The organism is Streptomyces sp. bgisy130 (genome assembly GCF_057708345.1).
Window position 1 is genome coordinate 115,654 of the sequence record NZ_JBYISA010000017.1, and the last position, 13,866, is coordinate 129,519.

Annotated in this window: 15 protein-coding genes; 4 read left to right on the forward strand and 11 right to left on the reverse strand. The window is 73.4% G+C overall.

Annotated elements, in window-relative coordinates; genetic code table 11:
• Position 1: 1 nt before the first annotated feature.
• Positions 2-538 (reverse strand): (2Fe-2S)-binding protein, encoded by a 537-nt coding sequence (locus tag AC3EUV_RS22260; RefSeq protein ID WP_432142405.1) that lies wholly within the window; start codon positions 536-538, stop codon positions 2-4.
• Between the two features lie 157 nt (positions 539-695).
• Between AC3EUV_RS22260 and AC3EUV_RS22265 the strand changes: the two genes are divergently transcribed.
• The 3 genes from AC3EUV_RS22265 to AC3EUV_RS22275 all read left to right on the forward strand — a co-directional run bounded on the left by AC3EUV_RS22265 (position 696) and on the right by AC3EUV_RS22275 (position 3,284).
• The gene (locus AC3EUV_RS22265; protein ID WP_432142406.1) at positions 696-1,154 is read left to right on the forward strand and encodes an RrF2 family transcriptional regulator; all 459 of its coding nucleotides are present in this window, start codon (positions 696-698) and stop codon (positions 1,152-1,154) included.
• A gap of 223 nt (positions 1,155-1,377) precedes the next feature.
• The gene (locus tag AC3EUV_RS22270) at positions 1,378-2,598 is read left to right on the forward strand and encodes an acyl-CoA dehydrogenase family protein (RefSeq protein ID WP_435603721.1); all 1,221 of its coding nucleotides are present in this window, start codon (positions 1,378-1,380) and stop codon (positions 2,596-2,598) included.
• Positions 2,599-2,759: 161 nt separating this feature from the next.
• Positions 2,760-3,284: a hypothetical protein gene (locus AC3EUV_RS22275; RefSeq protein WP_435603696.1), complete on the forward strand. Its 525-nt coding sequence runs from the start codon at positions 2,760-2,762 to the stop codon at positions 3,282-3,284.
• A gap of 34 nt (positions 3,285-3,318) precedes the next feature.
• Here AC3EUV_RS22275 and tgmB read toward each other — a convergent pair whose 3' ends face one another.
• The 10 genes from tgmB to AC3EUV_RS22325 form a co-directional block, all read right to left on the reverse strand.
• Positions 3,319-4,242 carry an ATP-grasp ribosomal peptide maturase gene (gene tgmB, locus AC3EUV_RS22280; protein WP_432142408.1) on the reverse strand — a complete coding sequence of 308 codons (924 nt, stop codon included), beginning with the start codon at positions 4,240-4,242 and terminating at the stop codon, positions 3,319-3,321.
• 4 nt (positions 4,243-4,246) lie between these two features.
• On the reverse strand, positions 4,247-4,438 hold the full coding sequence (gene tgmA, locus AC3EUV_RS22285) for a putative ATP-grasp-modified RiPP (protein ID WP_387241061.1): 192 nt from the start codon (positions 4,436-4,438) through the stop codon (positions 4,247-4,249).
• 274 nt (positions 4,439-4,712) lie between these two features.
• Positions 4,713-5,423, reverse strand: a complete 711-nt coding sequence (locus AC3EUV_RS22290) for an alpha/beta fold hydrolase (protein WP_435603697.1) — start codon at positions 5,421-5,423, stop codon at positions 4,713-4,715.
• On the reverse strand, positions 5,420-6,247 hold the full coding sequence (locus AC3EUV_RS22295) for a DUF1295 domain-containing protein (RefSeq protein ID WP_435603698.1): 828 nt from the start codon (positions 6,245-6,247) through the stop codon (positions 5,420-5,422). The genes AC3EUV_RS22290 and AC3EUV_RS22295 overlap by 4 nt, the downstream gene beginning before the upstream one ends.
• Complete coding sequence (locus tag AC3EUV_RS22300) at positions 6,244-7,539, reverse strand: class I SAM-dependent methyltransferase (protein ID WP_432142411.1); 1,296 nt, start codon at positions 7,537-7,539, stop codon at positions 6,244-6,246. The genes AC3EUV_RS22295 and AC3EUV_RS22300 overlap by 4 nt, the downstream gene beginning before the upstream one ends.
• Positions 7,536-8,855, reverse strand: coding sequence for a class I SAM-dependent methyltransferase (locus AC3EUV_RS22305; protein WP_435603699.1), 1,320 nt, complete (start codon positions 8,853-8,855; stop codon positions 7,536-7,538). The genes AC3EUV_RS22300 and AC3EUV_RS22305 overlap by 4 nt, the downstream gene beginning before the upstream one ends.
• Positions 8,852-9,625 (reverse strand): DUF1365 domain-containing protein, encoded by a 774-nt coding sequence (locus tag AC3EUV_RS22310; protein ID WP_432142413.1) that lies wholly within the window; start codon positions 9,623-9,625, stop codon positions 8,852-8,854. The genes AC3EUV_RS22305 and AC3EUV_RS22310 overlap by 4 nt, the downstream gene beginning before the upstream one ends.
• Positions 9,622-10,893 carry an NAD(P)/FAD-dependent oxidoreductase gene (locus AC3EUV_RS22315; protein ID WP_435603700.1) on the reverse strand — a complete coding sequence of 424 codons (1,272 nt, stop codon included), beginning with the start codon at positions 10,891-10,893 and terminating at the stop codon, positions 9,622-9,624. Before AC3EUV_RS22315 ends, AC3EUV_RS22310 begins: the two co-directional genes overlap by 4 nt.
• A gap of 216 nt (positions 10,894-11,109) precedes the next feature.
• A complete protein-coding gene (locus AC3EUV_RS22320) occupies positions 11,110-11,862 on the reverse strand; it encodes an anti-sigma factor (protein ID WP_432142415.1) in 753 nt (250 codons plus the stop codon).
• Complete coding sequence (locus AC3EUV_RS22325; RefSeq protein ID WP_432142416.1) at positions 11,859-12,446, reverse strand: sigma-70 family RNA polymerase sigma factor; 588 nt, start codon at positions 12,444-12,446, stop codon at positions 11,859-11,861. Before AC3EUV_RS22325 ends, AC3EUV_RS22320 begins: the two co-directional genes overlap by 4 nt.
• Before the next feature lie 214 nt (positions 12,447-12,660).
• Here AC3EUV_RS22325 and AC3EUV_RS22330 point away from each other — a divergent pair, with 214 nt between their 5' ends.
• Positions 12,661-13,851: a lycopene cyclase family protein gene (locus AC3EUV_RS22330; protein ID WP_435603701.1), complete on the forward strand. Its 1,191-nt coding sequence runs from the start codon at positions 12,661-12,663 to the stop codon at positions 13,849-13,851.
• Positions 13,852-13,866: the final 15 nt, after the last annotated feature.

A 13,866-nucleotide genomic window follows, 5' to 3' on the forward strand; every position in this document is an offset into this window, starting at 1 on the left:
ATCACTGTCCTGTCTTCCGGTCCCGCACCTCGCGGATGGCTGCGCGGATAGGGGGATACGCCGCGCAGCGGCAGATGTTGCCGCTCATCCACTCGGCGATCTCCGCGTCGGTCCCGGCATGTCCTTCGTTCAGCAGCGCGACGGCCGACATGATCTGTCCCGGCGTGCAGTAGCCGCACTGGAAGGCGTCGTGTTCCAGGAAGGCGCGTTGCATCGGGTGCAGCTCATCGCCCTCGGCGAGACCCTCGATGGTGGTCACTTCCCGGCCTTCGCAGCTGATGGCCAGGGTCAGACAGGACAGCACCCGGCGCCCGTCGAGCCAGACCGTGCACGCACCGCAGGTTCCCTGGTCACAGCCCTTCTTGGAGCCGGTGAGGGCCATCTGCTCGCGCAGCGCGTCCAGCAGGCTCACCCGTGGTTCCAGATGCAGGATCCGGGAGACGCCGTTGACGTCGAGGGCCACCTTCACGCCGCCCGGCCCTCGCGTCTCCAGGATGGCGGGCTGGGTGACGGGTGTCGGCGCGCCTTTGTCTGCCACGACACTCACCTCGGAGTCGATGCCGTGAGTCCATGCCGTATGTCGAGCCTCCGTCCGGTCGTCCGGGCTCGCAACCGGACGGCGCAGGTGTTACGGGCGCCGAACGGGCGCGCACCCGGCGGATCCGCACCGGGCCCCCTGCGGGATAATGCGGAGCATGCGGATCTCAGCCAGAGCGGACTATGCCGTGCGGGCCGCGCTGCAACTCGCTGACGCCGGGGACGCGGGGCCGCTCAAGGCGGAGGCCATCGCCCAGGCCCAGGACATTCCGCACAAGTTCCTCGAAGGCATCCTGAACGATATGCGCCGGGGCGGGCTGGTGCAGAGCCGGCGCGGCGGCAACGGCGGCTACCGGCTGGCCAAGCCCGCCGAGGAGATCAGCATCGCGGATGTCATCCGGGTCGTGGACGGACCGCTGGTGTCGGTACGCGGAGTCCGCCCGCCAGAGCTGTCCTACACCGGGCCCGCCCGCTCCCTGCTGCCCCTGTGGATCGCGCTGCGGGCGAACGTCCGCGAGATCCTCGACGGGGTGACACTGGCCGATGTCGCCGCCGCGGCGCTGCCGCCGCAGGTGGCGGAGCTGACCGAGAATCCCGAGTCCTGGACGAATCCTTAGGGCCGGTCGTCGCAAGGTGTGCCCGGAGCGAGGCGCGTCCGGGGCGAGGCGCCTGCGGAGCGAGGCGCGTCCGGGGCGCCCTCCCGGCCCATGTCCCGCATACCAAGACGCGCTTGTCCATCCCTTGAACGCCCCTTGATCCGTCCGCGGCCCGGAAGCAATCTTTTCCCTACCAATCCAGTGGGAAAACTAGGGAAGCCAGGAGGTGGGCGTGCGCGCACCGATGCGTACCGACGACGGGATCTGGCTGCGCGTCACCCGGGAGGTCGCCGATGACCTCGCGTTCGACGCCCTGGTCCGCGACCGGGCCGGCAAGCCCCCGTTCGATGAACTCGCCCGGCTGCGCGAGGCGGGCCTGCCGGCGCTGCTGACGCCCCCCGGCCCCGCCGGGCGGGGCACCGACTGGCGCACCGCCTGCGCCGTCATCCGGGAGATCGCGGCAGCGGACGGTTCGATCGGCGAACTTCTGGGCCGCCACTGTGTGTTGTCGTGGAGCGCCCGGTTCTTCGGCACTCCGGAACGGGCCGAGGAGCTCGAACTCCGGGCGAGCGCGGAGCAGTGGCTCTGGGGCGGTGGCATCGACCTCCCGGACACGGAGCCGGTGACCGAGCCCGAGCTCGCCCTCACCCCGGCCGAGGGCGGATACCTCCTCCATGGATGCCGGTCGTTCGCCGCGGGCGTGGCCGTCGCCGACCGGCTGGTGCTCGGCGCGGTGCGCACCGATACGGGCGAGTCCCTCGTGGTGTGCGTCGACCCTGCCCACCCCGGTGTGACGGCCGCCCCCGAGCACGACCGCCTCGGCCAGCGGCTCACCGCGGCCGGCCGGATCAGCTTCGACGGCGTCCCGGTCCCCGCGGACCAGGTGCTCGGCGCCGTCCCGCGCGATGAGCACGCCCTCGCGCCGTTCGCCACGCTCGCGCCGCTGGCGCTCCGGCTCGCCCTCGTCCACGTCGGTCTGGGCATCGCCGAAGGAGCGCTGGCGGAGGCACGGGACATCACCCGGGCCGGACCGCGCGGCCGGCCGGCCGACGGGCGGGACGGGGGCGGGTACGCGGAGCGGCCGGACGCGGACCCCTATCTCCTCCTCGCGTACGGGGAATTGGTGACCGACACCCACACCGCCGCGGCCGTGGTCGAGTCGGCGTCGGAGGCCCTGGCGCGGGGCCTCCTCGCGGGCCCGGAGCTCGGGGTCGACCAGCGCGCCGATATCGCGGTGCTGGTCGCCGCCGCCGAGGCCGTCACCAGCCGCTCCGCGATGCGTCTCACCACCCGCGTCCTGGAGCTCACCCAGGGCGCCGACTCCGCCGCCGACCCGCTGGGTTTCGACAGGTTCTGGCGCAACGCCCGCGTACTGACGGCGCAGGCTTCCCCCACCCGGCGGCTCCGCGACATCGGTGACCACTACCTGAACGGGACGCATCCGCCGCTGACGCTGCACTCCTGACCGTGGCTCATGGGGCACGGCGGTGCGGTGACACGGCGCGCCGCGCGGAGGTAATCGCCGGTGCCGTCGGCGCAGCTTCGGACGGATCGGCGCCGGGGGCTGCTACATCTCGGGTGTTGATCCCGGAGTGGGGAAGCCCGTCGGTCCTGTGAGGTGGCGCCTTGTCAGAAAGCCGCAGCGTACCCGTGCAGCCGCCGCCGCTCAGACGAGAGGAGCCGCTCCAGCGGCTGCTGTTCGGCGGGGTGTACGGCTCGGTGCTCGCCAGCGCTCTGGTGGCCGCGCTGGGCCATGAGGGCAAGCCGCCGGACCCGGGCTACGACACGCTGTGGGTGGCGCTGACGGCCGTGGCGTCGGCCGCGGCACACGGCTACGCGCACTCGATCGCGCACCGGACGAGCGACGACAAGCACGTCACCCCGAGCGCGGTGCGTTCGGTGCTGATGGAGTGGCCGCTGGTGGCCGCGATGGCGCCCACCATGTTCGCGCTGTTCGGTGCCTACGCGGAATGGTGGGGCGAGGAGGGCGCGGTCGATGTCGCGCTGACCATCAATACGGTGGCGCTGTTCGGCTGGGGGGTATGGGCGGCCCGGGTGGCGGGCCGGCGCTGGGCGGCGTCCTTTCGGGCGGGTGGGGTGGACATGCTGATCGGTCTGCTCATCGTGATGGCGAACACGCTGATCCACTAGGGCGGCGGCGTACGGGCGGGCCGCCGCTGCGGCCTCAGGGTTCCACGGCGAGCCAGGCGGCGATGGCCTGGGCGATGGGCTGGTCGGTCTCCAACTGGATGAAGCCGAACTGGCCGCCCTGGTTGCATTCCAGGAACCACCAGACGCCGTCCGGGTCCTCGGCGAAATCAAAAGCACCGTAGGCGAGTTGGGCGGCACTCATATACGCATTCACGGCCCGGTGGACGGCGTCGGGCACCTCGACGGGCTCCCAGGTGCCCTGGTGGGCGAAGCGGCTGTCGACTTCCTCCGGATCGGCTTTCTTACGGGCGGCGAAGAGATGCTCACCGACACATGTCAGCCGGATATCCGCCTCCTTGGGGATGTGCTGCTGGAGCAGGGTCGGCCCGGCCGCCACCCCGGAGAAGTCGGTGTCCGGGCTGATACGGGTGGTGGGCAGCACCATCGGCGGGTCACCAGGGTGCTTTCCGCTCACCGATTTCACCACCAGGTCAGGGTGGGCGGCGGCGAACTGCCGGGCCATCGCCGGGAACGTGGTGAGCAGCGTGGCGGGCACGAGGAAGCCGCTCCGGTGGGCGAGCCGGAGCTGCCAGGGCTTGTAGCGCGCCTGCGCGGCCGCGACCGGGTGGTTCATCCAGCGTGCCTCGGTGCTGGTCAGCATGCCGTAGAGCGCCTGCTCGGCCTCGGCCGTGATCCAGGCGGACTGTTCCGCGGTGCGGGCACCGGGGACACCGGGCCGGCGCACCCATACCGAACGCAGGCTGCCCAGGCTCACCATGCGTTCGCCGGATTTGAGATATCCGTGGAAGTCGCCCTCCGCGTACTCCGCCGACAGGGCGACCCTGCCGGGCAGGTCGGCGGGGTCGAGGCGGACGAGCGGGACACCGAGGTCCTGCAACGTCGCCACCACGATGTCCGCCGTCAGATCTTCCTCGCAGGTCAGGACCAGGACGGTCATGGGCTCAGTCGTCGAAGTGGGTCTTGGAACCGGCGGTGGAGGCGGTGGTGCCGGTCGCCAGCAGCACCGCCCGGCTGGACGTGGCCGGGCGCCCGTCCGGGAGGACGTTGAGTTGCCGTGTGGCGTCGTAGCTGTACGGCGTACTGGTCGATGACTTCGCCGCCGGACGGGCGTAGCTCAACGCAAACGGTCGCATTCCATCTCCTCAAAGACCGGTTTCCGAGCCCCTGGCGCGGGGCAGGGGTGGAAAGCCCCTTCTTATGACTCTGCACGGAAGACGCGACAATCTGGTCAGTTAGTTGCCTCTTTTGCTCGTTTCCAGCGTTCCACTTGACTGAAAAGCGGTGAGCACGTACGCACTGTCTCCGTCATGTGTCACCGAGTAGGCAAGAGAGCGCAAAAAAGCGTCAGGCCCCGCCCGAGCGGGCGAGGCTGACCAGCCGTCAAAGACGGGGTACCCGTTCGGGGCGCTACTCCGGGTGCACCCCGCCGAACGCGTGGTGCACAGGAGTGCCGTCCAGAAGGGCGGCGACGAGGTCCACGGTCAGCCGGTGCCAGTGAGACGCGTCACGCAGCATGGTGTGTCCGCCGCGTGGCATGGCGACCGTGTGGGCACGGGCCCCCGCCTGCCGGGCGCGGTCGGCGAGGAGCCAGGAGCCCTCGGCGTCGGTGACCCGGTCGGCCGCGTCGTGCAGCAGCACCACGGTCCGGTCCCGCAGATGGGAGACGGGTTCGCCGGGCGGGCACCACGGGGCGAGGGCGACGACCCCGCGGACCGCCGGATGGCCGCCGGTGAGCAGGGCGGCCCGGCCGCCCATGGAGTGGCCGACGAGCACGACCGGGAGGTCCGCGCCGCGCGGGGCCAGCTCGTCGAGGGCCTGCCGGGCGTCCCGGGCGGCGTCCGCCCGCGGTCCGTTCCACCCCCGGCAGCGGTACCGCACGGATGCGAGAAGCACCTCGCGCCCGCGCAGCGCCCGGGACACCGCCGAGCCGAAGGGCCGCATCCGCAGCGCCGGGAGGTTGAACCGCGGCGGCGGGCCGAGACCGTCGGCCCGCCCTCCGTGCAGGAGGAGCACCGCCGCCCGCGGGGTGTCCGGGCCGCGGTGGATCACCAGCGGCCGGTGCGGGACTCCCCGTGCGCCGCTGCCGGGGGCGGTGGGCCGGGCCGGTCCTGTCGTCATGGGCGGGGGTCCTCCGGGTGGGGGTGCCGACGGGGTGGCAGCGGTACAAATCCGCTGGTGCGGGCACGGTACTCGGCGTAGCCGGGGCGATCGGACAGCTGGTTCTCCAGCAGCCGTTTACCACTGCCGTACGTCAGCAGCAAGGACATCACCAGTGGGGAGACCACGGCCAGCGCGGCGGTCTGCCCGTTGCCGCACGCGAGCAGGAAGAGTCCCCACCACACCAGGAAGTCACCGAAGTAGTTGGGGTGCCGGGTCCAGCTCCACAGTCCGCGGTCCATGACCCGGCCGCGGTTCGCCGGATCGGCCTTGAAGCGGGCGAGCTGGAAGTCCCCGATGCTCTCGCAGACGAAGCCGGCCGCCCACAGCAGTCCGCCGGCGACGGCGCTCGCGCCCAGCGGCACCGGTACGTACTGCGCCACCTGCACCGGCAGCGAGATCAGCCACACCAGGGCGGCCTGGAGCAGGTAGACCACGCGCAGGGCGTAGGCGTCGCGGCTGCCGGGGGCCCGGGCGAGCAGGCGGTCATAGCGGGGGTCCTCGCCGTGCCCACGGCCGCGCCGGGCGATATGGGCGGACAGCCGCAGCCCCCACAGGACCGTGGCCCCGGTGACCAGGAGCCGCCGGCCGTCGTCACCGTGGCCGGCGGACATCCCGTAGCCGGCCAGGGCCACCGCGGCGAACGACGCTCCCCAGGCGATGTCCACCAGCCGGTGCACGCCCTTGATTCTGGCGACGGCGAACGTGAGGAGCATGACGGCGCCCGCCGTCCCGGCCGCCACCGCGAGGTTGGCGGCGAACGCCGCCCAGGGGAAGCCGGTCACCGCCGGACTCCCCCCACGGACCAGCCCTCCGGTGTCGGCGGCATCGCTGCCTCTCCTCCCGGTGTGGGACGTACGGCGAGGATCTGGTCGACGCCCATCCGGCGCTCGGTGAACGCGAGTCCGCTGCCGGCCAGATACAGCCGCCACACCCGGGCGGTCGGTTCGCCCGCGAGCGCCACGAACTCCGCCCAGCGGGTCTCCAGGGTGCGGTACCAGGCGGCGATGGTCCATGCGTAGTGTTCCCGCAGCGCTTCGACGGACCGCACCTCCAGGCCGCCGGCCTCCAGCAGACCGACGGTCTCGCCCAGCGGGCGCATATGCATGTCGGGGGCGATATAGGACTCGATGAAGGCACCGCCTCCGGGCGCGGTGGAGCCCCGTGACATCTGCTGGATCAGCGCCCGCCCCTGGGGCCGCAGCAGCGCGTGCAGCCGGGCGGCGAACGCCGGGTACTGGGCGTCGCCGACATGCTCGCCCATCTCGACGGCGCACACCGCGTCATAGCCGCCGCCCCTGATCTGCCGGTAGTGCCGCAGTTCGACCTCGACCAGATCGCCCAGGCCCTGCTCCGCGATCCGGTCGGCGACAAAGGCATGCTGCTCGCCGGAGAGGGTCACCGCGGTGACCCGGGTCCGGAACTCCCGTGCCGCGTACAGCGACAGACTCCCCCAGCCGCAGCCGATGTCCAGGAGGCGGGCGCCCGGCCCCAGGCCCAGCTTGCGGCAGATCAGTGCCAGCTTGTCCCGCTGGGCGTCGGCGAGCCCGTAGGACGGGTCGTCGGGGCGGGTCCAGTAGCCGCAGGAGTAGGCCATGGACGCGTCCAGCAGCAGCGCATACCAGTCGTTGGACAGGTCGTAGTGGTGGCTGATGGCGGCCCGGTCGCGGGCGCTGCTGTGCAGGGTTCCCCGCAACCGGGCCCGCGGGGCACCGGGCGCGGGCGGGCGCGGGCCCAATGCGCCGAGCCGCAGTGCGCCGAGGGCGATGCCGGTCAGCCGGCGCGGGCCGGGTAGGGCGGTGGCCGGGCCGGCCGCGCGCAGCGACCGCCAGGCTCTGCTCAGCCCGTCGGCGAGATCGCCGTCGATGTCGAGATCGCCCGCGATGTAGCCCTGGGCCAGGCCGAGTTCACCGGGCTGCCACAGCAGGCGGCGCAGTGCGCGGCGCGAGCGCAGGATCACCACCGGTGCGTCCGGCGGGCCGGCCTCGCTGCCGTCCCAGGCCCGCAGCCGCACCGGAAGGCCCCCCGCGAACCGGTCGGCGAGCAGTGCGGCGAGACGGTCCGCCACCCGCGTCACCGAGGGCCCCCGTCCCCTGCCGTCGTGGCGGCCCGGGTGAGGAGCAGCTGGCGGACGTCCAGGTAGCCGGCCCGGAACCCGGCCTCGGAGTAGGCCAGATAGAACTCCCACATCCGGCGGAACACCAGGTCGAAGCCCAACGCGTCGACGTCGGCAGCCCGTTGGGTGAAGCGCTCGCGCCACAGCCGCAGCGTCTCGGCGTAGTGGCCGCCGTAGCCGTCGTTCTCCCGCACCCGCAGGCCGGCGGCTGCCGTGTGCTGCGCGATGGCCTCGACGGAGGGGATGAGGCCGCCGGGGAAGATGTATTTGTGGATCCAGGTGTAGGTCGTGCGGGTGGCGCGCATCCGTGCGTGCGGCATGGTGATCGCCTGGAGGGCGATCCGGCCGCCCGGAAGCAGCAGGCGTGCGAGGGTCTCGAAGTAGACGGGCCAGAAGTCCTCGCCGACCGCCTCGATCATCTCCACGCTCACCACGGCGTCGTAACGGCCGCTCACCCGCCGGTAGTCACACAGCTCGACCGCGACCCGGTCCGCGTGGCCGGCCTGCGCGATACGCGCGCGGGCGAGGTCGCGCTGCTCCTGCGACAGGGTCACCGAGACGACGCGGGCGCCCCGGGCGGCGGCGCGCAGGGCCAGTTCTCCCCAGCCGGTGCCGATTTCCAGCAGCCGGGTGCCGTAGCCGACGCCCGCCAGGTCCAGCAGCCGGTCGATCTTGCGGTGCTGGGCGGCGGCCAGGTCGCCCCATCCGGCGGGACGCTTCCGGAAGACGGCCGAGGAGTACGTCATGGTCGGGTCCAGGAAGAGCGCGAACAGGTCGTTCGACAGGTCGTAGTGCCGGTGGATGTTCTGCCGGGCGCCCGCCAGGGTGTTGCGCTGTGCACGCGGCCGGCGGCGCGCCCAGGCGCCGCGGAGCTGCTGAAGCGGCCTGGGTACCAGCGAGGTGAGGTGGGCGGCGAGGACGGTCAGCGCGCCGACCAGGTCGTCCGCCTCCCACTCCCCCGCCATATAGGACTCGCCGAAGCCGATCAGCCCGTCGGTACCGATCCGCCGGAAGAACGCCTCCGGGTCGTGCACCCGTACCAGGGGCCCCGCGGCGCCCGTTACGGGGGCGTCACCGAGCGCGAGCCGCAACGGCAGGGCGGCCAGCGCCCGTTGGACGAGCAGCCGGGTCACGGCGGTGCGCGCCGCCGAGCCGCGCGGTCCGTGCGCCACATCGGGCCAGGTGGCCGCGTCGACCCGCGGGTGGGCCGGTGCGCGCACGGCGGCGGCCGGGGCGAGGTCGGCGGGTTCGGTGCGGTCCGAGACGGAGGTCTTCACTTCATGCCTTCCTGGATGCGGTGGTGGGGACGGGGCCGGACGGGCAGCCGGCGCAGGAACAGGGCGATGCCGTGCCGGCGGATACCGAGGGAGACGGCGGCCGTGGACCAGGGATGGCGGAGCGCGGCGGTCAGCAGCCGCCCGGCGGTCGCGGGCTGCCGGGTGCCGCGCACGGTCGCGGTGAACGGCCGGGCGGCGCCGCGGCGCAGCTGGACGGTCAGATCGAGGCGGCCGGCCGGTGCGGGCAGCCGCATCCGGTAGGCGCCGTCCACCGGGAAGAACGGCGAGACATAGAAATCCTTGGCGACCTCGGCGCGGCCCCGGTCGTCGGTGTGCAGCAGATAGCAGTGGCGCTCGCCGTAGGTGTTGTGCACCTCGGCGACGACGCAGACGGGCGCGCCGTGCCGGTCGTGGCACCAGTACAGCGTCAGCGGGTTGAAGACATGGCCCAGCACCCGGGCGTGCGCGAGCATCAGCACCCGCCCGCCGTCGAGCCGTACGCCCCGGCCGGCCAGGAACCGTTCCAGTCCGGCCCGGATCGACGGCGCGGTCCCGGCGAAGTGGTCGCGGGGGTCGAACCGGGCCAGCGGGCGCAGCACGGCGGGAAGCCGCGGCGGATGGTCGAGGTCGATCAGCCACAGGTAGGTCCGGTGGCGGAGGGAGTACCGCAGCGGCGCGGTCCGGGTGTGGGAGACCAGGCACGCGTAGAGGGCGGCGGTGTGGGTGCCGGTGACGGGGCCGGCGGCCGGTGCGGTCGGGCCGGGGGTCACCAGCGCACTCCCAGGGCCGCGGCGGCGTGGACGCCGGAGCGGCAGCCGTCCTCGTGGAAGCCCCAGCCGTGGTAGGCCCCGGCGAAGGCGGTGACCGCCGTGTTCAGCTGCGGCAGCCGCTGCTGGGCGGCGACCGACTCCGGGGTGTAGAGGGGGTGTTCGTACACCATCCGCGCCAGGACCCGTTCGCTGTCGATGCGGTCGGTGGCATTGAGGGTGACGATGAAGTCCTCCGGGGTGTCCAGCCGTTGCAGACGGTTCATGTGGTAGCTGACCCGCACCTCGTCCGCCGGGGTGGTGCAGGAGGTCATCAGGTAGTTCCACGAGGCCCGCGCGCCGCGGGCCCGGGGCAGCAGTGCGGTGTCGCTGTGGAGCACGGTGGTGTTGCGGGAGTAGCGGAACGCGCCCAGGATCCGCCGTTCGTCGGCGGTGGGGTCGGCGAGTATCCGCAGCGCCTGATCGGGGTGGACGGCCACCACCACCGCGTCGAAGCCGCGCTCGGTCCCGTCCCCGGCGACGATCCGGGCGCCGTCGGGCGTGCGGTGCACCGCACGGACCGGAGTACCGGTGTGGACGGCCGTCAGCTGTTTGCCGATCCGGCTGACGTACTCCACCGAGCCGCCGGTGACGGTCTTCCACCGGGGTGAGCCGCCGACCGACAGCAGACCGTGGTGCGCGAGGAAGCGGAAGAGATAGACGGCCGGGTACTGCATGGCGGTCGTGGGGGCGCAGGACCACACCGCGGAGACCAGCGGCGTGACGAAGTGGGTGACGAAGTACCGGGAGAAGCCGCAGCGGGTGAGGAACCGGCCGAGGGTCAGGGTGTCACCGCGGTCGGTGGCGAGCGTGGTGCGCGCGGCGCGGTGGAAGGCCCGGATCTCGGTCAGCATCCGCAGATAGCGGCCCCGCAGGGCGCTGCGCGGCCGGGCGAACAGTCCGGCCGGTCCGCGGGCACCGGCGTACTCCAGGCCGCAGCCCTCGCACCGTACGGACATGCTCATCTCGGAGTCCTGGGTGGCCACCCCGAGTTCGCGGAACAGCCGCAGCAGCAGGGGGTAGGTGCGCTCGTTGTGGACGATGAACCCGGTGTCGACCCGTAGCACCCGGCCGTCCGCCGAGGCCCTGTCGTGGGTGTGGGCGTGGCCGCCGAGCCGGTCCTCCGCCTCGTACAACGACACCGCACAGCCGCCCTGTTGAAGTACGTGGGCGGCGGTGAGTCCCGCCACCCCGCCGCCCACCACAGCGATCCGTCGACGCTCCACGGTCATCCGCCTCCTCGCCTCGGCGCGGGCCGCGTCCGGGGTGCGGCGGCCCGCTCACCGAGGGATTCGGCGCCCGGGGCGGCGCGGATTGGTCGGGATGTGTTCCGGACCGCAAGGCCCGGCGCGCGGCGGTGCGGTGGGCTCCGCGCCGGGGCAGCACGAGCCGGCCGCCGGCCCGTGGTGGGACCGGCGGCCGGGGTCAGATCCGGTGGGGGCCGGAGGTCACAGCCGAAGGACGGCCAGCGGCGCGGTGGTCGGCCGGCTGGAGCCGCCCCGGGGTTCGGCCGTGACGCCGACGCCGTCCGCGCCCTGGGGTCCGCCGGTCAGCAGCATCGCGCCGGAGGAGCTGCCGGTCTCCACGAGTCCGGCGGGCTCCATCGCACCGTTGCGGCTGTACCAGAGTTCGTACACCCGCTGGCCGGACAGCGCCGGCAGGCCGTGGTAGAGGAAGGCGGTCTGGCCCCGCCGCTTGGAAGCGACGACGGTCCCGCTGCCGCCGCCCTTGAGCGCGGTGGTGTGGAAGGTGGCGTCCGGGGCGGCCATCAGGGCGCTGACCGCGGCGGCCCGCTGCTCGGCGCGGGCGCTGCGGTCCCGCTGCTCGTCGGCCTCGTTCTGCGCCTGGACGGCCAGCCCGCCGGCGAGCGCGGCGACGACCAGACAGGCGGCGGCCGCGAGATAGGGCAGCCGGTAGCGCGTGCCCCGGCGCAGCGGGACCACGGTCGCCGTCGCATGGCGTCCCCTCGGCGGCAGCTGCCTGACCTCGGGCAGGGCGGCCATCACCCGGGTGCGCAGCCCGGCCGGGGGCACCTCGGCCACAGCCAGCGCGAGCCGGGCCGCGGTCTCCTGGAGTTCGCGCACTTCCTGGGTGCAGGCCGGGCACTGCGCCAGATGGCGGGTGAACTCGGCGGACTCCTGCTCGGACAGCGCGCCCAGTGCGTAGGCGCCGGTCAGTGTGTGCAGATCGACGGTGCTCATGCCGACACCCCCAGGCAGTCGCGGAGCCGGATGAGTCCGTCCCGCAGTCGTGTCTTGACCGTGCCCAGTGCCGCGCCCAGCAGATCGGCGGTCTCCCGGTAGGTGTAGCCGCGGTAATAGGCGAGCGTCACCGACTCCCTTTGCAGGTCGGTGAGTTGTTGGAGGCAGCGGCGCACCTGCTCCCGCTCCAGCCGCCGCTCGACCTGCTCGCTGACCTCGTCGAAGGGCGCGGTGTAGGCGCCCATGCCGGCCCGGTGGTCGCGGTCGGCCGCCGCCTGGACGGAGCGCACCCGGTCCACCGCGCGACGGTGCGCCAGTGTCATGATCCAGGCCATGGCGCTGCCCTGCCGTGCGTCGAAGCGGGCCGCGGAGCGCCACACCTCGATCAGCACCTCCTGCGCGACCTCCTCGGACTGCGCCGGGTCCCGTACCACCCGGCGCACCAGGCCCAGTACGGAGCCGGCCACCGCCGTGTAGAGATGCTCGAACGCGTACTGGTCGCCGCGGGAGACGCGGGCGAGCAGGGATTCCAGGGCACCGGTATGCGGTGCGGGGGATCGGTCGCCGCGGGCTGCGACGGGCATGGACACCTCCGGACGTGACGTGGTCACGGGTGATTCGGCGCCGTGCGCCACCTGGATTGGTCGGGAGAGGATTCTTGCGGACGCCCGCACAGGAACGGCAACCGGGGCGGCGGCCCGCACGCGCCCGCCGGATTTCCGCGCGTCGGATGCCGCCTCCCGGCCCGGGACTGCGGAAAGATCGCCGCGGGGGCATCGGGCGGCGAGAGGACCGGGCGTGCAGGACGCGGATGCCGTCATCGTGGGCGCGGGAGCGGCCGGGCTGTCGCTCGCCCACCGGCTGTGCGCACCGGCGGCCGGCGGCCGGCCGCTGCGGGTGGTGCTGGTCGACGCACCGCGGGGGCCGCTCACCCCGCCGGAGCGGACCTGGTGTTACTGGGAGGCGCCGGGTGGCGCGTTCGACCGGGCCCTGACCGCGTCATGGGATCGGCTGCGGGTGCACGGGCCCGGCGGTGAGGCGACGGCGGGGCGGCCCGAGCCCTTCCGGTACAAGATGCTGCGGTCGCGCGACTTCGAGGCGCTGGTGGCCGCCCGGCTCGCCGGACAGGACGCCGTGGTCCGGTCCGAGGCGACGGTGGAGTCCGTACGGGACGTCAGCGGCGGGGCCGAGGTGCGGGGGCGCGACGCCGCCGGGCGGCCGGTGGCCCTTAGGGCCCGCTGGGCCTTCGACTCCCGGCCGGCCGGGCGGCTCCCTCCGGCCCGGACCACCCTCCAGCAGCACTTCCGGGGCTGGTTCGTCCGCACCCGGCGCCCGGCGTTCGACCCCACGACCGCGGATCTGATGGACTTCCGTACCCCGCAGCCCGGCCACGGACTGTCCTTCGGCTATGTGCTGCCGCTCAACGACTGTGCGGCGCTGGTGGAGTACACGGAGTTCTCCCGCCGGACGATGGCCACCGCCGACTACGAGCGGGCCCTGCGCCACTACACCGGGCAGGTGCTGCGGCTGGGTGCCTTCCGGGTCACGGCCGTTGAGCAGGGCGCGATCCCGATGACCGACGGCCGCTTTCCGCGCCGGGTGGGCCGGGCGGTGTTCCGCATCGGGACCGCGGGCGGCGCCACCCGCCCGTCGACCGGATACACCTTCGCTTCCGTGCAGCGGCAGACGGCGCTGATCGCGGCCGCGCTGCGGGCCGGCCGCCCCCCGGCGCCCCCTCCCCCGCACACCGCCTGGCACCGGGCGATGGACGCCGTGCTGCTGCGTGCGCTGGACAGCGGCCGGGTGGACGGCGCCGAGTTCTTCACCGGGCTGTTCCGCACGGTGCCGACGGAGCGGCTGCTGCGGTTCCTCGACGGCCGCTCCCGTCTGTGGGAGGACGTCAGCATCGGCCTGCGCACCCCGGTGCTGCCCATGCTCCGCACCGTCGCCGAACTCCCGCTGCTGCCCCGCCGCACCACCGTGCGGTGACCCCGCCCGCTCTCG

Coding starts and splice junctions, on each gene's coding strand:
- AC3EUV_RS22320 (WP_432142415.1), bottom strand. CDS start 11,862: ATGAGCACCGTCGATCTGCACACACTGACCGGCGCCTACGCACTGGGC.
- AC3EUV_RS22270 (WP_435603721.1), top strand. CDS start 1,378: ATGCGTACCGACGACGGGATCTGGCTGCGCGTCACCCGGGAGGTCGCC.
- tgmA (WP_387241061.1), bottom strand. CDS start 4,438: ATGCGACCGTTTGCGTTGAGCTACGCCCGTCCGGCGGCGAAGTCATCG.
- AC3EUV_RS22265 (WP_432142406.1), top strand. CDS start 696: ATGCGGATCTCAGCCAGAGCGGACTATGCCGTGCGGGCCGCGCTGCAA.
- tgmB (WP_432142408.1), bottom strand. CDS start 4,242: ATGACCGTCCTGGTCCTGACCTGCGAGGAAGATCTGACGGCGGACATC.
- AC3EUV_RS22325 (WP_432142416.1), bottom strand. CDS start 12,446: ATGCCCGTCGCAGCCCGCGGCGACCGATCCCCCGCACCGCATACCGGT.
- AC3EUV_RS22290 (WP_435603697.1), bottom strand. CDS start 5,423: ATGACGACAGGACCGGCCCGGCCCACCGCCCCCGGCAGCGGCGCACGG.
- AC3EUV_RS22315 (WP_435603700.1), bottom strand. CDS start 10,893: ATGACCGTGGAGCGTCGACGGATCGCTGTGGTGGGCGGCGGGGTGGCG.